At 69.7% G+C, this 21,414-nt stretch carries 14 protein-coding genes; 5 read left to right on the top strand and 9 right to left on the bottom strand.

What is annotated here, in order from left to right:
- Positions 1 to 40 precede the first annotated feature (40 nt).
- The 6 genes from CHB69_RS13795 to ung form a co-directional block, all read right to left on the bottom strand.
- Positions 41 to 1,774 (bottom strand): M56 family metallopeptidase, encoded by a 1,734-nt coding sequence (locus tag CHB69_RS13795; RefSeq protein ID WP_089216597.1) that lies wholly within the window; start codon positions 1,772 to 1,774, stop codon positions 41 to 43.
- Entirely contained in the window at positions 1,771 to 2,148 is a 378-nt protein-coding gene (locus CHB69_RS13790; RefSeq protein ID WP_089216596.1) for a BlaI/MecI/CopY family transcriptional regulator, read from the bottom strand. The genes CHB69_RS13795 and CHB69_RS13790 overlap by 4 nt, the downstream gene beginning before the upstream one ends.
- Before the next feature lie 184 nt (positions 2,149 to 2,332).
- Positions 2,333 to 2,623: a hypothetical protein gene (locus CHB69_RS13785; RefSeq protein ID WP_089216595.1), complete on the bottom strand. Its 291-nt coding sequence runs from the start codon at positions 2,621 to 2,623 to the stop codon at positions 2,333 to 2,335.
- Between the two features lie 46 nt (positions 2,624 to 2,669).
- On the bottom strand, positions 2,670 to 3,131 hold the full coding sequence (locus CHB69_RS13780) for a YaiI/YqxD family protein (protein WP_089216594.1): 462 nt from the start codon (positions 3,129 to 3,131) through the stop codon (positions 2,670 to 2,672).
- Positions 3,128 to 3,886, bottom strand: a complete 759-nt coding sequence (locus CHB69_RS13775; protein ID WP_089216593.1) for a sulfite exporter TauE/SafE family protein — start codon at positions 3,884 to 3,886, stop codon at positions 3,128 to 3,130. Before CHB69_RS13775 ends, CHB69_RS13780 begins: the two co-directional genes overlap by 4 nt.
- The gene (ung, locus tag CHB69_RS13770) at positions 3,883 to 4,596 is read right to left on the bottom strand and encodes a uracil-DNA glycosylase (protein ID WP_089216592.1); all 714 of its coding nucleotides are present in this window, start codon (positions 4,594 to 4,596) and stop codon (positions 3,883 to 3,885) included. Before ung ends, CHB69_RS13775 begins: the two co-directional genes overlap by 4 nt.
- Positions 4,597 to 4,826: 230 nt before the next feature.
- On the opposite strand from ung, the gene CHB69_RS13765 reads away from it, so the two are divergent.
- The 5 genes from CHB69_RS13765 to CHB69_RS13745 all read left to right on the top strand — a co-directional run bounded on the left by CHB69_RS13765 (position 4,827) and on the right by CHB69_RS13745 (position 15,405).
- Positions 4,827 to 5,147 (top strand): phosphoribosyl-ATP diphosphatase, encoded by a 321-nt coding sequence (locus CHB69_RS13765; protein ID WP_170935568.1) that lies wholly within the window; start codon positions 4,827 to 4,829, stop codon positions 5,145 to 5,147.
- Positions 5,148 to 5,155: 8 nt separating this feature from the next.
- The gene (locus CHB69_RS13760) at positions 5,156 to 5,533 is read left to right on the top strand and encodes a histidine triad nucleotide-binding protein (RefSeq protein ID WP_089216590.1); all 378 of its coding nucleotides are present in this window, start codon (positions 5,156 to 5,158) and stop codon (positions 5,531 to 5,533) included.
- 78 nt (positions 5,534 to 5,611) lie between these two features.
- The gene (locus CHB69_RS13755; RefSeq protein WP_089216589.1) at positions 5,612 to 11,452 is read left to right on the top strand and encodes an alpha-2-macroglobulin family protein; all 5,841 of its coding nucleotides are present in this window, start codon (positions 5,612 to 5,614) and stop codon (positions 11,450 to 11,452) included.
- Positions 11,453 to 11,617: 165 nt separating this feature from the next.
- Complete coding sequence (pbpC, locus tag CHB69_RS13750) at positions 11,618 to 13,744, top strand: penicillin-binding protein 1C (RefSeq protein ID WP_089216588.1); 2,127 nt, start codon at positions 11,618 to 11,620, stop codon at positions 13,742 to 13,744.
- A 107-nt stretch (positions 13,745 to 13,851) separates the two neighbouring features.
- Positions 13,852 to 15,405: an amino acid permease gene (locus CHB69_RS13745; protein ID WP_089216587.1), complete on the top strand. Its 1,554-nt coding sequence runs from the start codon at positions 13,852 to 13,854 to the stop codon at positions 15,403 to 15,405.
- Positions 15,406 to 15,710: 305 nt separating this feature from the next.
- Here CHB69_RS13745 and CHB69_RS13740 read toward each other — a convergent pair whose 3' ends face one another.
- From CHB69_RS13740 to CHB69_RS13730, 3 genes are read right to left on the bottom strand one after another with little or no spacing between them, the layout of a single operon-like run.
- Entirely contained in the window at positions 15,711 to 18,995 is a 3,285-nt protein-coding gene (locus CHB69_RS13740) for an error-prone DNA polymerase (protein WP_089216586.1), read from the bottom strand.
- The gene (locus CHB69_RS13735) at positions 18,992 to 20,530 is read right to left on the bottom strand and encodes a Y-family DNA polymerase (protein ID WP_089216585.1); all 1,539 of its coding nucleotides are present in this window, start codon (positions 20,528 to 20,530) and stop codon (positions 18,992 to 18,994) included. Before CHB69_RS13735 ends, CHB69_RS13740 begins: the two co-directional genes overlap by 4 nt.
- On the bottom strand, positions 20,433 to 21,221 hold the full coding sequence (locus CHB69_RS13730) for an ImuA family protein (RefSeq protein ID WP_089216584.1): 789 nt from the start codon (positions 21,219 to 21,221) through the stop codon (positions 20,433 to 20,435). Before CHB69_RS13730 ends, CHB69_RS13735 begins: the two co-directional genes overlap by 98 nt.
- Positions 21,222 to 21,414: the final 193 nt, after the last annotated feature.

The following is a 21,414-nucleotide window of genomic DNA, read 5'->3' as shown; positions in this document are numbered from 1 at the left end:
TTGGGTGGCGGCGCGTCCGGTCAGGCCGGGCGCACCGGCGTCAATCGTTCGTCGCTTCGGGCGGCGCGGGTGGCAGCGGCGGGCCGGGCGGCGCGGCCGTCGCGGGGCTCGCGGGCGGCTTCACCGAATAGCGGGTCATCCTGCCGTCGGGTCCGCGCATCTCGATCACCGTATCCTCGCCGACGCCCAGCGAGGCGGCGCCGGTCGCCACGCCCACCGCACCCGACACCGTCCGCGCGATATCGAGCCCGCCGCCGACCGCGCGATGCGCGATCGCATCGTCGGGGTCGTCGAGGCGGATTCCTGCCTTGCGCATCTCGCGGACATAATCGCCGGTCACCCCGACCGCGCGCAGCCCGCTCAGATCGTCGATCGTCACATCGGGGAAATAGCGCTTCATCTCGCGCGCATAGCCGGTGTCGATCCCCATCGCCGAGGCGCCGATCAGATCGTCCATGCTGGCATCGGGAAACACCGCGCGCATCCGGTTGAGATAGGCGGGGCTCGCCCCGACCGCCTTCGCAGCGATCGCCGTGTCGGCGTCGATGTCCTGGCCGCCCTTGCGCATCTCGCGCACGTCGTCGGGCGTCACCCCCATCGCCTTCATCCCGACCAGCGTATCGACCGGCAGCTTGCCCTTGCCGGCAGCGGCAGCCGATGCAGGCCCGGCGGCGGCATCGCGGGCCGCCGCCGGCGCGAGCGCGGCCACCGGGGACGGGCCATGCTCGCGAATTTCGTCCAAAGGCCGCGAGGCGGTCGCCGAAAAGGCGGCGAGCGGCAAGGTGACGCCGGCGAGGAAGGCGAGCGTCAGCGCGATCCAGCCCGGCCCCGCCGGCCCGCGCTTCGCCCGCGCGTCGAGCACGCGGGTGATCCGCCGCTTCAGACTGTCCTTGCCCGGCGCGACCCCATGCGCGGCGATCAGCGCCCCCTTGTTGTCGTGGCGCGCCGCGCCGACGAGCAGGCTCGCATAATCGGGGCCGTCAATATCGGCGAGCAGCACTGCATCGTCGGCGGCTTCCTCGCGCAGCTGGTGGCTTTCGCGCGCCAGCAACCACACCAGCGGATTGAACCAGAAGAGCGCGCAGGCGAGCCGCGCGCCGAGCAGCTTCGCCCAGTCGAGCCGCGCGACATGCGCCAGCTCGTGCGCGATGATCGCCTCGGCCTCGCCGACCGCCTGCACCGCGTGCGGGCTCAGCACGATCGTCGGGCGGATCACGCCCCAGCTGATCGGCGAGCGCAGTTCGTCGCTGACGAGCAGCGCGGTGCCATGCTTGAACCCCATGCGCCGCTGCGCCTCGGCGAGCGCCGACAGCCACGACGGCTGCACCAGCACCTCGGCGCGCCCGCGCATCGCGAACAGCCGGACGACCGCGATCAGCATCGTCAGAAACAACAGCGCGAGCGGCAGCGCATAGACCCATGGCGCGAGTTCGGACGCCGACGGCAGCGACGCCCAAAGGGACGGCCGCGCCACCTCGCCGGCCGCCGGCGCCGACGCCGCAGCCGCATCGACCGTCGCCGCGACACTCGTATCCGCGGCCGCCACAACCGCCGGCGCCGTGCCGGCGACCCACGCCGCGGGCAGCGGCGTCCATTGGGGCAGCAGCAGCGTCGCCGCGGGAAGCGTGAGCAAGGCCGCGAGCCCGACATGCGCGATCATCGACCGCTCGGCCGCCGAGCGCGAGCGCGCAAGCCGCAGCAGCGCCAGGGCGAGGCTCGCGACCAGCACCGACTTCCAGGCGAGGCCAAGCAGCAAGGATGTCGTGATCGTCATTTCGTCCTCCCTTCGCGCGCTTCGGCGATCAGTCGCTCGATCTCGTCGAGTTCCTTGTCGCTCATCTTGTCCTGCATCCCGAGCAGCGCCGCCGCGGCGCTCGTCGCCGATCCGTTGAAAAAGACGCGCACGACCTGGCCCAATGCCGATTTGCTCGCGGTCTTCTCCTCGACGCTCGGCGCATAGAGAAAGCCGCGCTCGGACGCCTCGCGCGCCACGAAGCCCTTGCCCTCGAGCCGCTTGAGCATCGCGCGGATCGCCGATCCCGACAGCTCGTCGCTCAGCGACGCCGCGATCTCGGCGACGGTCGACGCGCCTCTTTCATACAAGATATCGACGATTTCGCGCTCGCGCGGCGGCAGACTGGACAGCATCGAATCACTCCATGCGCTACATTTGTAGCCTAGCTACATTTGTAGCGCATGGATGGCAAGCAGTTTTATTCGGCTGATACGGCGTCCGCTGCGACACGCAGCAAAAGACCCTCCCGCCGAGGGTCGCAAACGGCGGGAGGGTCCGCCGGACCGCGGGAAACGGCCCGGAAAGAAATGGTGAGAATCAGGCCGCTTCGCGCACCTTCTGCACCGCAGGGAGCAGCAGGCCGATCAGGATGGCGATCGGGTTGGTCGTGATCGACATCGAGCCCGCCTGCGTCGGCGTCGTCGACTGCGCCATGGCGGGGGTCGCCGACAGCGCGATCGTCAGGGCCATGGCGGGGGCAAGGATCAGCTTCTTGGTCATCGTTTCTTCCTCTCGAAAATCATTGGGGTCATTCAAAAGCCGGATCGGGTCGGTCCCGATGCCCGCCTTTTGCCGCAGCGCGCGCGGCATTGCGGTGATCGCGATCACTGGCGCGCAGAAAATCCACAAAATAATGAAAAGAAAGGAAAAAAATTTACGCCTGGCGCTTGAGCCGCACCAGCGCGGCATCGAGCGCTTGCAGGAAGCGCGAGCGATCGGCCTTCGAAAAAGGCGGCGGGCCTCCGATTCCATCGCTCATCCCCGAACGCAAATCAGCCATGATCGCGCGCGTCGCGATCGCGGGACCGATCGAGGCGGCGGTGAAGGGCTTGCCCGTCGGCGCAAGCACCGTCGCCCCCGCTTTCAGCGCGCGGTCGGCGAGCAATATGTCGGCGGTGACGACGATGCTGCACGGCGTCGCGGCATCGGCGATCCAGTCGTCGGCGGCATCGAAACCGTCCGAGACCAGCACCCGCTCGACGAGCGGATGGTCGGGGACGCGCAGCCGGCTGTTGCTGACGATCTTCACCGGCACGTCATGGCGCCACGCGACGCGATAGATTTCGTCCTTCACCGGGCAGGCGTCGGCATCGACGAGGATCACCGGCACCGTCATCGGCCAAGCCCGTCCCACAAGAGCTTCGCGCCAAGCAGCACCATCAGCGCATAGATCAGGACATAGAAGCGCTCGGGATTCATCGCCTTCATCCAGCGCACCGTCAGCAAGGTCGAGACGATCGCGAGCGGCATCAAGAGCAGCGCCGCGACCACGACCTCGCGCGGAAAGGCACCGAGCGCCAGATAGGCGGGCACCTTCATCCAGTTGACGATCGCGAACAGGATCGCGCTCGTCCCGATGAAGGCGAGATGCGGCAGCTTGCGCGGCGTCACCCACATCTGGAACGGCGGCCCGCCGGCGTGCGCGATCTGGCTGGTCAGCCCCATGATCGCGCCGAAGATCGTCCCGACCCAGCCCGGCGAGCGCGACGCCGCGACGATCCGCCCGCCGCGCTCGACCCACAGGCGATAGAGGCCGAAAGCGAGGGTGATCGCGCCCAATGCCGCCATCAGCTGCGCTTCGTTCACCCGCTCGGCATAGACCCAGCCCGCCGCGACGCCGGCCGCGGCGCCGGGCAGCATCCAGCCGATAATCCAGCCGTCCCACGTCTTGCGGAACGCCCAGACGCTGATCACGTCCTGCACGATCAATATCGGCAGCAGCAGCGCCGCCGCGGTCGCGGGCGGCAGCACGAGCGCCGCGAGCGGCGTCGCGAGCGCGCCGACCCCAGCGAGCCCGCCCTTCGCCATGCCGAGCAGAATCACCGCCGCGATGAGCACCGCGAGCGTCACCGGGTCGGCGAGGATGTTCATGTAGCGGCGGTCTCGGGAGTCTCGGGGAGCCGCCAGTCGATCGCACCGCGTCCGTTCGCGGTCAGGAAATCATTGGCCTGGCTGAACGGCCGCGAGCCGAAAAATCCATTATGCGCCGACAGCGGCGAGGGGTGCGGCGCGCGCAGGATCAGGTGCGGGGTTCCGGGTCCGAGCGCGGGGACATTCGCCGCCTTGCGCTGGGCATGGCTGCCCCACAGGATGAAGACCTTGGGCGCCGGATCGGCGGCGACCGCCGCGACCGCGGCGTCGGTGAAGCGCTCCCAGCCCTTGCCCTGGTGCGACGCGGCCATCCCCGCCTCGACGGTCAGGCAATTGTTGAGCAGCAGCACGCCCTGGTCGGCCCAGCTCTTCAGATAGCCGTGCCGCGCCGGCGGAATGCCCAGGTCGCTCTGCATTTCCTTGTAGATGTTGACGAGGCTCGGAGGGGTGCGCACGCCGGGCTGGACCGAAAAGCACAGCCCGTGCGCCTGCCCGGGGCCATGATAGGGGTCCTGCCCCAGAATCACGACGCGCACCTCCTGCGGCGGCGTCGCGTCGAGCGCCGCGAACCAGTCGCGCGGGCGCGGATAGATGCGCTTGCCCTTCGCGCGCTCGGCCGCGAGGAACGCCTTCAGATCGGCCATATAGGGCTGTTCGAACTCGCCGCCGATCGCGGCGAGCCAGTCGGGATGGAGCTTGACCTCGGCCATGCGGCTTTCGACCAGAGCCGCGCGGCCTTGTCCAGTGGCTTGTCGGCGGCTAGGTCATCCCCGAAGAGGCGGACTTCAGGCTCCGTTCGTCCTGAGGAGCCATTGAGCTTGTCGACATGGCGTCTCGAAGGACCGCAGCGCGGCGCCGGGTCCTTCGAGTCGGGTCTTCGCCACGCTCAGCCCCTCCTCAGGACGAACGGGAATCCGGTTGAGGAGCGGCAATAATGACTATAGGCCCGACGTTGATGCAGCTCGAAACGGTGGTGAAAGACCGCCTCGCCGCCGCCGACGCGGGCGCCTCCTATGTCGCGAGCCTTGCTGCGAAAGGGCGCGGCAAGATCGCGCAGAAGCTAGGCGAGGAAGCGGTCGAGACCGTGATCGCCGCGCTGACCGAGGATGATGCGGCGCTCACCGGCGAGGCCGCCGACCTGATCTTCCACCTGACCGTGCTGCTGTCGGAGCGCGGGATCGGCTGGGACGCAGTCGCCGCCGAACTCGCGCGGCGCCACGGCACTTCGGGCCACGCCGAAAAAGCCGCCCGCAACGACTAGGAGAGCCCATGCCGATCGACGCCACCCTTCCCTATGACGACAGCAACATCTTCGCGCGCATCCTGCGCGGCGAGCTGCCGTGCAGGAAAGTCTATGAGGACGAGCATGTCCTCGCCTTCCACGACATCAACCCGCAGGCGCCGGTCCATATCCTCGTCATTCCCAAGGGCGCCTATGTCAGCTGGGACGATTTTTCGGAACGCGGCAGCGACGAAGAAATTGCCGCGCTGATCCGCGCGGTCGGCAAGATCGCGCGCGATCAGGGGCTCGTCGCGCCGGGTTATCGCGTGCTCGCCAACGTCGGGCTCGACAGCCACCAGGAAATCGCGCATCTTCACATACATATCTTCGCGGGCCGGCCGCTCGGACCGATGCTTGCGCGTTGACAAGCGAACGACGAACCGTGCATAAATAGCGGCGAAATACAGACTCTCGGGTCGCGCGAAGCCAGGGAGACGCCAGCGATGAGGAACAGGGGACGCGCGCTCGTGGGCGCATTGGCCGGGCGGCTGCGGCTTGCGCTGCTGTTGCCGCTGATGGTCGCGGTCGCCGCGGCGGGCAGCGACAGCGTGCCGCAGGTGACGCTCGCGACCCCCGGCAGCTCGGGCAGCGGCGACGGCACGATCACGCGCTTCACCCTGCGCTTTTCCGAAGACATGGTCCCGCTCGGCGACCCGCGCGCGCGCGCGCCCGCCACCAACGACTGCAAGGTCGCCGAGACGAGCCGCTGGGTCGACACGCGCACCTGGGTGCTCGAATTCGACGCGCCGCTCCCCGGCGGCAAACGCTGCCATGTCGAGCTGCGCCCCGACCTCGTGACGGCGCGCGGCGTGTCGGTGGTCGGCAACGACCGTTTCGCGATCGACACCGGCGGCCCGTCGGCGCGCGCCGTGCTCGCCGGCGGCACCTATGAAGGGATCGAGGAGGACCAGATCTTCCTCGTCGCGACCAACGTCGCCGCCGACCGCGCCTCGGTCGGCCGCTACGCCTATTGCGCGGTCGACGGCATCGGTGAGAAGATCCCGGTCGACGTGCTGCCGCGCGAGACCGCGACGCAAATCCTGACCGGCCTCGGCGAAAACGACTGGAAGCGCCGGTCCTTCGCCTATGACGCCGGCCTGCCCGACCGCCTGCCCGCCGCGGGTGCCGACCGCGACGCCGCGCTCGACCGCATCGTTCCGCTGAAATGCCGCCGCCCGCTGCCGCCGGGGCGCGAGATGGCGCTCGTCTGGGACGCGCGCATCCAGCAAGCGGGGGTCCCCGGCCGCACCGCGGGGCGCGACCAGCGCTTCGACTATGACGTGCGCCCCGCCTTCACCGCCAAGATGGCGTGCAACCGCGTCAACGCACAGGCGGGCTGCAATCCGATCGAGGACGTCCGCCTCTCCTTCGCCTCGCCCGTTGCGCGCAACACCGCGCTCGCCGCGGTGCTCACCACCGCCGACGGCAAGCGCCTGACCCCGCAGGCGAGCGACGACGACAAGAACGATCCCTGGCTCACCGAAGTCCGCTTCGCCGGCCCGCTGCCCCAGAATGTCGACGCGACGCTGAGCCTGCCCGCGGGCGTTCGCGACCAGAGCGGCCGCACCCTCGCCAACGCCGCCAACTTCCCGCTGACCTTCCGCATCGACCGCGCCCCGCCGCTCGTCAAATTCGCCGCGCCCTTCGGCATTTTGGAGGCGAGCGAGGGCGGCGTGCTGCCCGTCACCGTGCGCGGGGTCGAAGCCTCGCTGGTGCAGAAGAACCTCCAGATGCCCGCGCGCACGCTGCGCGTCGGCGACGACGATGCCGCGATCGCGCGCTGGCTGAAGCGCGTCGACGACGCGGGCGACAGCGACTATCGCCGCGAGCCCGGCCCGGACGGCACCGAAATCACGGTCAATTACACCGGCAGCGAATCGGTGTTCGGCGATGGCGCCCCGGCGGGCGGCACCCGCCGCGACCTCACCCTCACCCCGCCCGGCGGCGGCAAGGCGTTCGAGGTCGTCGGCATCCCGCTCGCGCAAAAGGGCTTCCATATCGTCGAGATCGCGAGCCCCGAACTCGGCGCCGCGCTGCTGGGGCGCAAGGCGACGCGCTATGTCGCGACCGCCGCGCTCGTCACCGACATGGCGGTGCATTTCAAATGGGGCCGCGAAAATTCGCTCGCCTGGGTGACCCATCTCGCGAGCGGCAAGCCCGTCGCGGGGGCGGAGATTCGCGTCACCGACAGCTGCACGGGGCGCCTGCTCGCCAGCGGCACCGCCGACGAGGCCGGCCGCCTCGCCTTCCCCAAGGGGCTGCCCGAGCCCGAGACCTATTCGAGCTGCGAGGACGACCCCGACCCGATGGACAGCGAGGGCCATGCGCTGATGGTCACCGCGCGCGCGGGCGATGATTTCAGCTTCACCCTCACCGACTGGGGCAAGGGTATCCGCCCCTATGACTTCGACCTGCCCTATGGCTGGTCGGAACGCGAGGACATCGTCCACACCGTCTTCGACCGCGCGCTCGTCAAGGCGGGCGAGACGGTGCATATGAAGCATATCCTGCGCCGTCCGGTCGGCACCGGCTTCAAGATTCCCGAAGCGATGGCGGGGACGCTGCGCCTGCGCCACCGCGGTTCGGATACCGAGTTCGAAATGCCCTTCGCGATTGCCGCGAGCGGCAGCGGCGAAACGGCGTGGGACGTCCCCAAATCGGCGCCGATGGGCGATTACGACCTCGTTTTCGTCACCAAGGACAAGAAGGGCGAGGAACAGACGCGCTGGAGCGACCAGTCGATCCGCGTCGACGAATATCGCCTGCCGACGATGAAGGCCGAGGTCACAGGGCCAAAGGCGCCGCCGGTGCGCCCGGCGAGCGTGCCCTTGTCGCTGTTCGCCGGCTATCTGTCGGGCGGCCCCGCCCCCGGCCTGCCGGTCGAGCTCAGGACCAATTTCTATCCGAGCTGGTCGCCGCCGGAGGATTATGAGGGCTGGGATTTCGACGGCCAGCCGGTGAAGGAAGGTATCGTGCGCCTCGACGACGACGGCGACGTGCCGCGCGCCGACATGCCGCTCGCGCGTTCGGTGCCGCTGACCTTGGGCGCCGATGGCACCGCGAGGACCAATGTCGTCGTCGACGAACCGATCGGCGAGCCGACGGTGATGGCGGTCGAAATGGATTATGCCGACGCCAATGGCGAGACGCTGACCGCGAGCCGCCGCATCACCCTTTATCCCTCGGCGGTGCGGCTCGGGCTCAAGACCGACGGCTGGCTGATGCGCGACGACGATCTGCGGCTCAAATTCGTCGCGCTCGACCTTGCCGGCAAGCCGATCCGCGGCCAGCGCATCGACGTCGCGCTCTACAGCCGCGAGGTCATCACCGCGCGGCGCCGTCTGATCGGCGGCTTCTACGCCTATGACAACCAGATGCGCACGACGAAGCTCGCCGCGCGATGCAGCACCTCGACCGACAGGCTCGGCCGCGCGAGCTGCGCGATGGCGCCCGGCGTCTCGGGCGAGGTCACGGTGGTCGCGACGACGAGCGACGCCGACGGCAACGAAGCGCGCGCGGTGCGCTCGGTGTGGCTCGCGGGCGACGACGACTGGTGGTTCGGCGGCGACAATGGCGACCGCATGGACGTGATCCCCGAACGGCCGCGCTACGCCGCGGGCGACACCGCGCGTTTCCAGGTCCGCATGCCCTTCCGCGAGGCGACCGCGCTCGTCACCGTCGAACGCGAAGGCGTGCTGTCGAGCTTCGTCACCCCGCTTTCGGGCACCGACCCGGTGGTCAAGGTCAAGCTGCCCGCGACCTATGCCCCCGACGTCTACGTCTCGGTGATGGCGGTGCGCGGGCGCGTGACCGGCGAGGAAAGCTGGCTGCGCAAGATGAAGCGCGCGGTCGGCTTCGAAATCGAAAAGAGCGAGAACGCCCCCCCGACCGCGCTCGTCGACCTCGCCAAGCCGAGCTACCGGCTCGGCATCGCGCGGATCAAGGTCGGCTGGGAGGGCCACCAGCTCGCCGTCAAGGTCAGGACCGACAAGCCAAGCTATGCCGTGCGCGACACCGCGAAGGCGAGCATCGAGGTCAGGACGCCGGACGGCAAGCCCGCGAAGGACGCCGACGTCGCTTTCGTCGCGGTCGACGAGGCGCTGCTCCAGCTCGCCCCCAATGAAAGCTGGAAGCTGCTCGACGCGATGATGGGCGCGCGCACGCTCGACGTCCTCACCTCGACCGCGCAGATGCAGGTCGTCGGCAAGCGCCATTACGGCCGCAAGGCGCTCGAACCCGGCGGCGGCGGCGGCGGCGATCTTTCGGGGCTGACGCGCGAGGATTTCCGCCCGGTCCTGCTCTGGAAAGGCCATGTCGCGCTCGATGCCAAGGGGCGCGCGCGCGTCGACGTCCCGCTCTCCGACAATCTTTCGGCCTTCCGCCTCGTCGCGATCGCGACCGGCGGGGCGCAATATTTCGGCACCGGCGAGGCGAGCGTGCGCACCGTGCAGGATCTCGGCCTTTTCGCGGGGCTCCCCGAGCTGGTGCGCACCGGCGACCTGTACGATGCGCGCTTCACGCTCAGGAACGGCACCGACAAGGCGATGACGGTCACCGCGACCCCGTCGCTCAGCCCCGCGATCGCGACCGGCGAACCGCTCACCGTCACCATTCCCGCGGGCGGCGCGGTGCCGATCAGCTGGACGATGAAAGCGCCCGATGCGCCCGGCAAGCTCATATGGACGATCGAAGCCGCGTCGAAGGACGGCAAGCAGCGCGACCGCCTCGTCTTCGACCAGATGATCGAGCCCGCGGTGCCGATCGAGACCTGGGCCGCGAGCCTGCTCCATGTCGGCGCCGACACCGGCCTGCCGATCGCACCGCCCGCGGGCGCGCTGGCGGGCGGCACTGTCGACATTGCGCTCTCCGATACGCTCGCGCCGCCGCTCGCGGGGGTGCGCGCCTATATGGCGGCCTATCCCTATGACTGTTTCGAGCAGGCGACCTCGCGCGCCGTCGCGCTCGGCGACCTGGGACGCTGGCAGGCGCTCGCGGGCGCGATGCCGACCTATCTCGATGACGACGGGCTGCTGCGCTACTGGCCGAGCGAGCGGCTCCAGGGATCGCCCGAGCTTACCGCCTATGTCCTCGCGATCACCGCGGCAAACGGCTTCGCGATCCCCGAGGCACCCAGGGCAAAGATGGTCGCGGCGCTCCAGGCGCTCGTCGAGGGACGGCTGACCCGCAAGGGCTATGGCCCCTATGACATCCGCCCGGTGCGCATCGCGGCGCTCGCCGCGCTCGCGCGCAATCGGGCGTCGAGCGCCGATCTGATCGCGGCCGCCGACATGGCGCCCGAGGACATGGCCACCGGCACGCTCGCCGACTGGCTCGTTGCGATCGACGCGACGCCGGGGGTTCGGGGTGCGCCGCGCCTGCGCGCCGCGGCCGAGGCCGAGCTTCGCAAGCGGCTCGTCTACGAAGGCACGCGCCTCGACCTCGTCGACGATGCGCGCGCGCCGTGGTGGATGATGGCGAGCGGCGACGAAATGGCGATCAAGACGCTCGACGCCGTGCTCGGCCGCAAGGGCTGGGAGGACGACGCCGGGCGGCTGATGACCGGCGTCGCGCAGCGCCAGCGCCGCGGCCATTGGGACACCACCCCCGCGAATGCGTGGGGCGCGACGGTGGTGCGCCGCTTCGCCGAGCTTTACCCCGCAAGCGCGATCACCGGCACGACGCGCGTGTCGCTCGGCGGCAGCAGCGCGGCGCAGGCCTGGCCCTTGCGCGCCGACACCGAACCGCTGCGCGTACCGCTGGTCGCGGGACCGCTCAGCCTGCGCCACGACGGCGGCGGATCGCCATGGGCGACGGTCAGCGTCAGGGCGGCGGTACCGCTCAAGGAGCCGCTGAACGCCGGCTACCGGATCAAGCGGACGATGAGCATCGTCAAAGCCGCCGATCCGAAGCGGCTCGTGCGCGGCGACGTCGTCAAGGTGCGGATCGAGGTCACCGCGAGCGCCGGCCGGACGTGGGTCGTCGTGAGCGACCCGGTCCCGCCCGGCGCGACGATCGTCGGCAATCTCGGCGGCCAGTCGCAGATGCTCGGCCAGCAAGCCGAAGGCGAAGGCTGGCAGCCGAGCTATGTCGAACGCCGCAAGGACAGCTGGCGCGGCTATTTCGGCTGGATGCCCGCGGGCACCCACGCGGTCGAATATGTCGTGCGTTTGAACGGCTCGGGCCGCTTCACCCTGCCGCCGACGCGCGTCGAAGCGATGTATTCGCCCGCGATCCGTGGCCAGTGGCCGAACGGCACGATGACCGTCGCGGGATCGGCGGAATAGACCAACCCCCTCCCCTTCAGGGGAGGGGCAGCGAGACTTGGCAGCTTGCTGCCTGGTCGCAGCGGGGCGGGCCGCAACGCCAGCACCATCCCGCAAGCCCCACCCCAACCCCTCCCCCGAAGGGGAGGGGCTTTGAACGAGCAATGGACGGCGCCGAATCACATCATGCACCCCCCCAAACGCCGCCTCTTCGACGCCTTCGCGTGGATCGCGTTCGCCGCGCTCATCCTCGTCACCGCCGCGCATCTCGTCACCCGCCCGCCCGTGATGCCCGCCTATGCCGACGTGCGCGCGGCGTGGAAGCCCAGCGAGGCGTGGCTCTACGACCGCAACGGGCGCCTCCTCGATACCGAGCGCGTCGATTTCCAGCGCCGCCGCCTCGCGTGGGTGCCGCTCGGAGAGATCAGCCCCGCGGTGCAGGATGCCGTGGTCCGATCGGAGGACCGGCGCTTCTGGTCGCACGGCGGGGTCGACTGGCTCGCGATCGCCGGCGCGCTGCGCGCGCGCTGGACCGGCGGTCCCTCGCGCGGCGCCTCGACGCTCGCGATGCAGCTCGCGGGCTTCCTGTCGCCCGACATCGCGGCGCCGGGACGGCGCGACTGGCTGACCAAGATCCGCCAGATGCGCGCCGGGCAGGCGCTCGCGTCGCATTGGACCCGCGCGCAGATGCTCGAGGCCTATCTGAACCTCGTTCCCTTGCGCGGCGAGGCACAGGGGATCGGCGCGGGCGCGAACAGCCTGTTCGGCAAGCGTCCCGCCGACCTGACGCGCACCGACGCCGCGCTTTTCGCCGGGCTGCTGCCCGACCCGGCGGCGGGGGCCAAGGCGCTCGGCGCGCGCGCCTGCCGCATCGCCGCGGCCGCCGATTGCGGCGCGATCGAGGCCGCAGCGGCGACGCTCGTTTCGGGCGAGCGCGCGGCACGGCTCGACCCGGCGCTCGCCCCGCACCTCGCGATCCGCCTGCTCGACGCGCCCGGCAAGCGCGTCACCACGACGATCGACCGGCGCGCGCAGCAGATCGCGATCCGCGCGCTGCGCCGTCAGCTCAAGGGGCTCGGCGCGACCCGCGTGCGCGACGGCGCGGTCGTCGTCCTCGACAACCGGACGGGCGACGTGCTCGCCTATGTCGGCGGGGTCGGGCTCGGCTCGACTGCCGCCGCGGTCGACGGCGCGAGCGCGCGGCGGCAGGCGGGCTCGACATTGAAGCCGCATCTTTATGCGCAGGTGATCGAAAAGCGCTGGCTGACCGCCGCCTCGATCCTCGACGACAGCCCGGTCCAGCTCGACACCGCCTCGGGCCTCTATGTGCCCAAAAATTACGATCACAGCTTCAAGGGGCCGGTAACGGTGCGCAAGGCGCTCGCCAGTTCGCTCAACGTCCCTGCGGTGCGCACCCTTGTCCTCGACGATGTCCAGCAATTCCGCGACCGCCTCTGGGCCTTGGGTTATCATGGGCTGGTCGAGGACGGCGACTATTACGGCTTCAGCCTCGCGCTCGGCTCGGCCGAGGTCAGTCTGGTCGAACAGGCCAATGCCTTTCGGACCCTCGCCAATCAGGGCCGCTGGTCGCCGGTGCGCTTCGTGAAGGGGGCACCGGCAGGCGAGCCGCGCCGCATCGTCGGCGCGGGCGCCGCCTTCATCGTCGGCGACATCCTCTCCGACGCGACCGCGCGCACCGACGCCTTCGGCGCCGACAGCGCGCTGCGCCTGCCCTTCTGGGCGGCAGCGAAGACCGGCACATCAAAGGCGATGCGCGACAATTGGTGCATCGGCTGGTCGGATCGCTACACCGTCGCGGTGTGGGTCGGCAATCTCGAGGGCGATTCGATGCACGCCGTCTCGGGCACATCGGGCGCGGCGCCGGTGTGGCGCGACGTGATGCTGGCGCTGCACGAAGGGCGCCCCGGCACCGCCCCCGCGGTGCCCGATGGCGTCGAGGCGCGCCGCATCGCGCTCCCCGGCACGCGCGAGCCGCCGCGGCGCGAATATTTCCTTGCCGGCACCGCGCAGACCGAAATGGCCGCAGCGCCCGAAGCCGCGCGGCGCCCGCGGATCACCAGCCCGGTGAGCGGCAGCGTCTATGCGATCGACCCCGACATTCCCGCCGATCGCCAGCGGCTCGGCGTCGCGGTCAGCGGCGCGGTGGTAGGCCATCGCCTGCTTCTCGACAAAAAGCCGCTCGGCGACGCCGATGCCGGTTTGCAGATCGTGCCGCGCCCCGGCAGCCACATCCTCGCGCTCGTCGATCCCGGCGGGCGGACGATCGACCGGGTGCGATTCACGGTGCGATAGAGCGCGTGTCACACCGCTGAAATTAAGTTGCGCTGAGCGAACGAGCGGCTAGTCTGCCCCGCCAGGAGACGGGCGCCCTTCCGGCGGCCCGACAAGGGGACATTCGCATGATATTTGGTCGCGTCAAACCACTCGACGCCATTCTCGCCACGGCCGAGAAGAAATCGCTCGCGCGCACGCTCGGACCCGTTCAGCTCACCCTGCTCGGGGTGGGCGCCATCATCGGCACGGGCATCTTCGTCCTGACCGCCGAAGCCGCGCAAAAGGCCGGGCCCGCCATGATGTGGAGCTTCGTCGTCGCGGGGCTCGTCTGCGCCGTCGCCGCGCTCTGCTATTCCGAAATCGCGTCGATGGTGCCGGTCTCGGGCTCGGCCTATACCTACACCTATGCGGTGATGGGCGAGCTGCTCGCGTGGATGGTCGGCTGGGCGCTGATCCTCGAATATGCCGTCGCGGCGAGCGCCGTGTCGGTCGGCTGGTCGGGCTATTTCGTCGGACTGTTGCAGAGTTGGGGGATAAGTCTTCCCCACGCGCTCGTCGTCGGGCCCTATGCCGGCGGCATCGTCAACCTGCCGGCGCTGTTCATCGCACTGCTGATCACCGGCCTGCTGATGATCGGCACCACCGAAAGCGCGCGCGTCAATGCGGTGCTGGTGGCGATCAAGGTCACCGCGCTCACCGTATTCATCGCGCTGACCCTGCCGGTGATCAAGGGCGCCGAGTTCGAACCCTTCATGCCCAACGGCTGGTTCGGCAACGGCAATGGTTCGGGCCTCGGCGTCATCGGCGCCGCGGCGTCGATCTTCTTCGCCTATGTCGGCTTCGACGCCGTCTCGACCGCCGCCGAGGAGACCAAGAATCCACAGCGCAACGTGCCGATCGGCCTGATCGGCAGCCTTGCGATCTGCACCATCTTCTACCTGCTCGTCGCCGCGGGCGCGATCGGGACGATCGGCGCGCAGCCGGTCGCGGGGCCCGCGGGCGAAGTGCTCCAGCCCGGCACGCCGATGCTCGCCAGCCAGTGCCAGGCACTGATCGACGCGGGCCGCGAGCCGCTCGTCTGCTCGCGCGAAGCGCTCGCCCATGTGCTCCGCTCGATCGGCTGGGAACGCATCGGCGACCTGATCGGCGTCGCGGCTTTCCTCGCGCTGCCGTCGGTCATCCTGATCATGCTCTTCGGCCAGACGCGCATCTTCTTCGTGATGGCGCGCGACGGGCTGCTGCCCGAAAAGCTCGCGACGATCCACCCGAAGTGGAAGACGCCGCACGTCGTGACGATGATTACCGGTGTCGCGGTCGCCTTTTTCGCGGCCTTCCTGCCCGTCGGCCAGCTCGCCGATATTTCGAACTCGGGCACGCTCTTCGCCTTCTTCATGGTCGCGATCGCGGTGCTGATCCTGCGCCGCACCCAACCGGACCGCCACCGCCCGTTCCGCACCCCGCTCGTGTGGGTCGTCGCGCCGCTCGCGATCCTCGGCACGGTTGGCCTCTATGCGAACCTGCCGTTCGAATCGAAGATGGTCCTGCCCGTGTGGGGCGGCATCGGCCTGCTCGTCTATTTCGCCTATGGCTATCGCAAGAGCCATGTCGGGCGCGGGCTGGTCGAGGTGCATGAAGCCGATAGCGACGCACCGCCGCAGCCGGTTCCGCCGATCGAGTGATCGGTCCGAAGACGGATATGGGAAAGGGGGCTTCGGCCCCCTTTCTTTTTGGATTTTCCGCTTGGGTTCAAATGGCGGGTTGCGGGCGGTTGCGGGCGTAATAAGCCCCTCCTCTTCAGAGGAGGGGTTGGGGGTGGTGGCGCGCGATAGCGTGCAAGACGCCATGCACCACCCCGCTGCGACTAAGCCAGCAAGCTGGCAAGTCTCGCTGCCCCTCCTCTGAAGAGGAGGGGTTTGGTCGAATGACAGCAAACCACCCCAAAGCCGTCACTCCAAGCGTCTCTGCGCTCCCCCCCAATCCTCGTTCAATGAAAATCGCGCGACTTCGGCAGGATGCGCACGTCGCGCGGATGGCCGTGGCGCTGCGCGTGGCCGCGGGGATATTGCGGATGGCGGACCTCGTCGGCGCGCGCGAGGTCGGGTTCGACCGGCCGGCCGCTTCCCAGCGCGTCGAGCATGGGGGTGCGGTCGACGACCCGGCTCGCCATCAGATGCACGACGCCCTCCTTGCTGCGCTGCACCTCGCCCTCGACCAGCATCAGCCGCGACGCCATCACCGCGCGGCGATAGCGTTCGAAATGGCGCGCCCAGAGGAGGATGTTGACGATCCCCCCCTCGTCCTCGAGCGTGATGAAGATCGCATTGCCCTTGCCCGGACGCTGGCGGATCAGCACCACCCCCGCGGTGCGGACGATGCGGCCGTTCTTCGCCGCCGCGGTCTCGAGGCAGCTCAGCACCCCCTCCTTCGCGAACGCCTCGCGCAAAAAGGCCATCGGATGGCCTTTCAGCGACAGCCGCGTCGTCTGATAGTCGGTGAGTATCTGCTCGACGCGCGGCATCGGCGGCAGCTGCGCATCGGCCTCGGCGCCCAGTTCGCCCGCACCGGCGGCATCGAACAGCGGCAAAACTCCCTGCCGCACCCGCCGCGCCTCCCACAGCGCAGGGCGGCGGTCGCGCCCCATCGAGCGGCACGCGTCGGCTTCGGCGAGCAGCCGCAAGGCGCGGGGTGGAAGCGCCGCGCGCCGCGCCAGCTCCTCGACGCTCGCGAAAGGCGCGCCGCGCGCCGCAACGACCGCCTCGGCCCACGCTTCGCGAAACCCGTCGATCTGCCGGAAACCGAGCCTGAGCGCGAGGGCGCCGTCCGCACGCCGTTCGAGGCTGTTGTCCCACCCGCTCGCATTGACATCGACCCCGCGCACCTCGACGCCATGCCCCTGCGCATCGCGAACGAGCTGCGCGGGGGCATAGAAACCCATCGGCTGCGAATTGAGCAGCCCGCAGGTGAAGACCGCGGGGTGATGATGCTTGATCCACGCGGAGACATAGACGAGCCGCGCAAAGGATTGGGCGTGGCTTTCGGGAAAGCCATAGCTGCCGAACCCTTCGATCTGCTTGAAGCAGCGCTCGGCGAAATCGCGTTCATATCCGCGCGCGACCATGCCGCCGATCATCTTGTCGCGGAACCTGTCGATCGTCCCCAGATTGCGAAAAGTCGCCATCGCGCGGCGCAGGCCGTTCGCTTCCTCGGGGCTGAAATCGGCGGCGACCATCGCCAGCTTCATCGCCTGTTCCTGGAACAGCGGGACGCCATAGGTCTTGCCCAGCACATCATGCAGTTCATCGGGCGGATGCGGCGGCGCGGGCTTGGGAAATTCGACCGGCTCTTCCCTGTTTCGCCTTCGCAGATAGGGATGCACCATATCGCCCTCGATCGGCCCCGGACGGACGATCGCCACCTGCACCACCAGATCGTAGAACTCGCGCGGTCGCAGGCGCGGCAGCATGTTGATTTGCGCGCGGCTTTCGACCTGAAAGACGCCGATACTGTCGCCCTTGCACAACATGTCATAGACTGCGGGATCATCCGCATCGAGGTCGAGTTTCAGCATCTTGTTCCCCAGCCCGTGCGTGCGCATCAGGTCGAAACATTTGCGGATGCAGGTCAGCATGCCGAGCGCGAGCACATCGACCTTCATCAGCCCCAGCGCGTCGATGTCGTCCTTGTCCCATTCGATGAAGGTGCGATCCTCCATCGCGGCGTTATGGATCGGCACCAGTTCGTCGAGCCGCCCTTCGGTCAGCACGAAGCCGCCGACATGCTGCGACAGGTGGCGCGGAAAGGTCAGCAATTCGCCGACGAAACGGTGCAGCCGCTCGATCTCGCCATTGTGCGGATCGAGCCCGGCCTCGACGAGCCGCTCCACCGGCACGTCGTCGCCCCAGCTTCCCCAGCTCGTGTCGGCGAGCCGCGCGGTCACATCCTCGCTGAAGCCCAGCGCCTTGCCGACCTCGCGGATCGTGCTGCGCGGGCGATAGTGGATGACGGTCGCGGCGATCCCGGCGCGCGCGCGGCCATAGCGGCCATAGATGTGCTGGATCACCTCCTCGCGCCGCTCATGCTCGAAATCGATGTCGATGTCGGGCGGTTCGTCGCGCTCGGCCGAGATGAAGCGCGAAAAAAGCAGCTCGTGCTTCATCGGATCGACCGAGGTGACGCCGAGCAGGAAGCAGACGATCGAATTGGCCGCCGAGCCGCGGCCCTGACACAGGATCGGCGGGTCCTGCGTTCGCGCGAAGCGGACGAGGTCGTAAACGGTCAGAAAATAATAGACATAGTTCCGCCTGCGGATCAGCCGCAGCTCGCTGCCGATCAGCGCGCGCACCCTGGGCGGCAGCGGCGTCCCATAGCGCTTTTCCGCCGCCGTCTTCACCAGATGGTGAAGCCAGGCAAAGGGTTTCCAGCCGGGCGGCACCGGCTCGTGCGGATATTCGTAGCGCAGGTCGTCGAGGCGAAAGCCGATGCGCGCGAGCAGCTTCGCGCTTTCGCCGACCGCCTGGGGACAGGCACCGAACAACCGCGCCATTTCGGCGGGCGATTTCAGATGGCGTTCGCCATTGGCGTGCAGCCGCCGGCCCGCTTTCTGGACCGTCGTGCCTTCGCGGATGCAGGTGACGATGTCGTGGAGCGGGCGCTGCGCGGCGGTGGCATAGAGCGCGTCATTGGTCGCGAGCAGCGGAACGCCGGTCGCCGCCGACAGCCGCCGGCGTTCGGCCAGCCGCCGCGCGTCACTCCCCGTTCGCGGCATCGTCACCGCCAGCCACACCGATTTCGGCCGCGCGCGCCTGAGCGTGCGAAGAAGCGCCGCGTCGCCGTCCATCGCGATCAGCAGCAGACCTTCGCAATGGTCGAGCAGATCGTCGAGGCGGAGGATACAGTCGCCTTTCTGTGCGCGCAGATTCCCGGTCGAAAGCAGACGGGTCAGCCGCCCCCAGCCGTGGCGATCGACCGGATAGGCGACGATGTCGGGGGTGCCGTCGGAAAAAACCAGTCGCGCACCCGTCACCAGCCTGAAATTCGCTGCCCGCGCGTCCTCTTTGACCTGCAGCTCCTTCAGGAACGCCCAGGCGCGCACCACCCCCGCGACGCTGTTGCGATCGGCGATGCCGATGCCGTCCATCCCGAGCGCGATCGCCTCGGCGACCATCCCGGCGGGGTGCGAGGCGCCGGCGAGGAAGCTGTAGTTGGTCGCGGCGACCAGTTCGGCGAAGCCGGGCTCGGGGCGGGGTTCGGGGCCGGACGCACCGCTCATGCGAACAGCCCGTGGATATACCAGCGCGGATCGGCCTTTTCGTCGTAGAGGCCGTGGCGGAACAGCCAGTAACGCCGTCCCTGCACATCCTCGACGCGGTAATAGTCGCGCGTCAGCCCCTTATTGTCGCGGCGGCGCCACCATTCGGCGGCGATCCGCTCGGGCCCTTCGTAGAGGCGCACCGCGTGGAGCGCGCGGCGCCAGCGAAAACGCTGCGGCGGGCCGTCGGGCACTTCGGCGATCACCTCGATCGGCTGCGGCGGGTCGAAGAGGTAGAAGGGGCGCAGCGGCGGCTCGCCCGCCTCTGGCTCGGGCCAGCGTTCGGGGCGCGGCGCGTCGGCGGCGGGCAGTTCGAGCTGCGCCTGTTCGGGGATATGCGTGTCGGCGGGGCAAAGCCTGCGCACCCGCCCGCGCCCGAGCCGCGTCGCGAGCCGGTCGGCGAGCGCATCGACGTCGCCCCTCCGCACCGCGCCGCCCTCGAGCTTCAGCTGGCTCACGCCGAGCGCCTCGAGGCGCGGCACGGCAAGGCGGATCATGTCGAAACCGAAGCCGGGGTCGATCGGATCGCGCAGCGCGTCGAGGCGCTCGGCGAAGAGCCGCATGACGGTCGCGACGTCGCGCACCGGCTGGCCGGTTTCGACCGCGATCGTTCGGGCGAGACCGTCGCTGCGAAAGAAGGTCGCGCGAAAGGCGCGCCCGCCCTTGCCGCGCTCGGCCATCTGGCCGGCGGCTTCGTCCATCAGATCGGCGAGCACCTCCATGGCGGGCGGCGTGCTCGCGAGCGGTTCGGCGAAGCGGCGTTCGGCGGCGACCGGCGGCGGCGCCACGCGCGGGTCGAGCGGGCTCGGCGCGTCGCCGAGGATGCGGCGCAGCGCAGTCGCGGCGCCCGTGCCGAAGCGCGCGGCGAGGCTCGCCATCGGCCGGTTCGCGAGGTCGCCGATCGTCTTGAGGCCGGCGCGGACCAGCGCGCGCGTCGCCTCTTCGTCGAGTTCGAGCACCGCGACGGGCAGGCGGCGGATCGCCGCGGCCTCGTCGGGGGCGGGCGGGGCCGGATGACGCGCGAGCGCGCGCGCTGCGTCGGCGGTCGGACCGAAGGCATGGCGCAGCGTCATTCCCAGCCGGTCGCAGCGCATCGCGGCATCGGCAACCAGTCCCGCCTCGCCGCCGAACAGATGCGCAGCACCGGCAATGTCGAGGATCAGCCCGTCGGGGGCGTCGAGCGCGACGAGCGGCGTGTAGCGCGCGCAGCCCTGCGCGATCCGGTCGAGCCATGCGGCGTCGGCGGCGGGGTCGTGCGGCACCACCGTCAGCGCGGGAACGCGCGCGCGCGCATCGGCGAGCGCCATGCCGGGAACGAGTCCCAGCGCTGCCGCTTCGGGCGCGACGCTCGCAAGGCGCAGCGCGCCGCGGACCGTCTCGGCAAAGACGAGCGGTGCGTCAGGCGGCCGCGGCGCCGCGCGGCTCCAGCGCTCGGCGGGGAGCCAGGGGAAGAAGAGCGCCAGATAGCGCCGGGTCGCGGAAGGCTTGGTCGTCACGGTTCCACTCCAGCCGCCAGCGCGCGCCCGCGGGGCCGGCGCGCCAGCGCAGCAATAAAAGGTCGAAGGCGGGCGCGCCCGGCGCGCGCGCCTCCAGTTCGCGAGAGGGGGCGGCCGCCACCTGCCAGCGCGTTTCGGCAACGCTCGGCACGGGCTCGGCGGCGATGCGCAAAAGGAACAGCGTCGTCCCCGCCTCGCGCGCGCCGAGCGCGAGGCGGCGTCCTGCGGTCAGGTCGAACGCAGGAAGCCGGCCATGGCTTTCGACCACCGCCGCCGCCGGCCCGGCGCAGCGCACCGCATCGTTGGCGGCGGCGAGCAGCGCTTTCGCGTCGCCCGTCTCGACAAGCAGCAACCGGTTCGGATCGCCGCCAAGCTCGGCAAGCCCGGGGGCATAGAAATGCCCGGCCTTGCGCCCCGCATCGGCGGTGCGCAGCCACAACAGCGGCGCCTCGCCTCCGCCGCGCAGCGCGAGCAGCGCGGCAAAGGCGGCGGCGCTCGCGGCGTCGAGCGGATCGGCGGCGAAAAATTCGTGGATGCGCCCCGCCGCGAGTCCGCCGCCGAGCGCCGCGTCGAATCGGTCGTGCCCGCTCGCCAGCCAGCGCTCGGACTGGCGGACGGACGGCGCGCCCGAAGCGGCGATCCGGGCGACGCGGCGGCGCAGCCCGGCGAGAGAGGAAGACGACTCGCGCATGACATGTTCTCTATATGTTCTATTAGCGCGCGAGTCCGGCCGCTTGTCAAGACGGAGCGATCATGGTCGCGACCGGCAAAGAGGGACTCGCACAAAGACACAAAGCCACAAAGGAATCTCGTATCGCGCCGCAGGCGCCCTCCTGCCCAGCCGCCATATCCTGCACTGCCTTGAAGGATAGTGGCTGCGCTGC

Origin of the sequence: Sphingopyxis indica (assembly GCF_900188185.1) — a bacterium.
Classification (GTDB): Bacteria; Pseudomonadota; Alphaproteobacteria; order Sphingomonadales; family Sphingomonadaceae; genus Sphingopyxis; species Sphingopyxis indica.
The sequence above is the reverse complement of the archived record's forward strand: the minus strand, read 5'-3'. Positions and strand labels throughout refer to the sequence as shown.

Bases quoted from the DNA above. Each gene is read 5' to 3' on its own strand.
- CHB69_RS13730 (WP_089216584.1), bottom strand. From the start codon at position 21,221: ATGCGCGAGTCGTCTTCCTCTCTCGCCGGGCTGCGCCGCCGCGTCGCC.
- pbpC (WP_089216588.1), top strand. From the start codon at position 11,618: ATGCACCCCCCCAAACGCCGCCTCTTCGACGCCTTCGCGTGGATCGCG.
- CHB69_RS13760 (WP_089216590.1), top strand. From the start codon at position 5,156: ATGCCGATCGACGCCACCCTTCCCTATGACGACAGCAACATCTTCGCG.
- CHB69_RS13795 (WP_089216597.1), bottom strand. From the start codon at position 1,774: ATGACGATCACGACATCCTTGCTGCTTGGCCTCGCCTGGAAGTCGGTG.
- CHB69_RS13745 (WP_089216587.1), top strand. From the start codon at position 13,852: ATGATATTTGGTCGCGTCAAACCACTCGACGCCATTCTCGCCACGGCC.
- CHB69_RS13780 (WP_089216594.1), bottom strand. From the start codon at position 3,131: ATGACGGTGCCGGTGATCCTCGTCGATGCCGACGCCTGCCCGGTGAAG.
- CHB69_RS13755 (WP_089216589.1), top strand. From the start codon at position 5,612: ATGAGGAACAGGGGACGCGCGCTCGTGGGCGCATTGGCCGGGCGGCTG.
- CHB69_RS13790 (WP_089216596.1), bottom strand. From the start codon at position 2,148: ATGCTGTCCAGTCTGCCGCCGCGCGAGCGCGAAATCGTCGATATCTTG.
- ung (WP_089216592.1), bottom strand. From the start codon at position 4,596: ATGGCCGAGGTCAAGCTCCATCCCGACTGGCTCGCCGCGATCGGCGGC.
- CHB69_RS13775 (WP_089216593.1), bottom strand. From the start codon at position 3,886: ATGAACATCCTCGCCGACCCGGTGACGCTCGCGGTGCTCATCGCGGCG.
- CHB69_RS13740 (WP_089216586.1), bottom strand. From the start codon at position 18,995: ATGAGCGGTGCGTCCGGCCCCGAACCCCGCCCCGAGCCCGGCTTCGCC.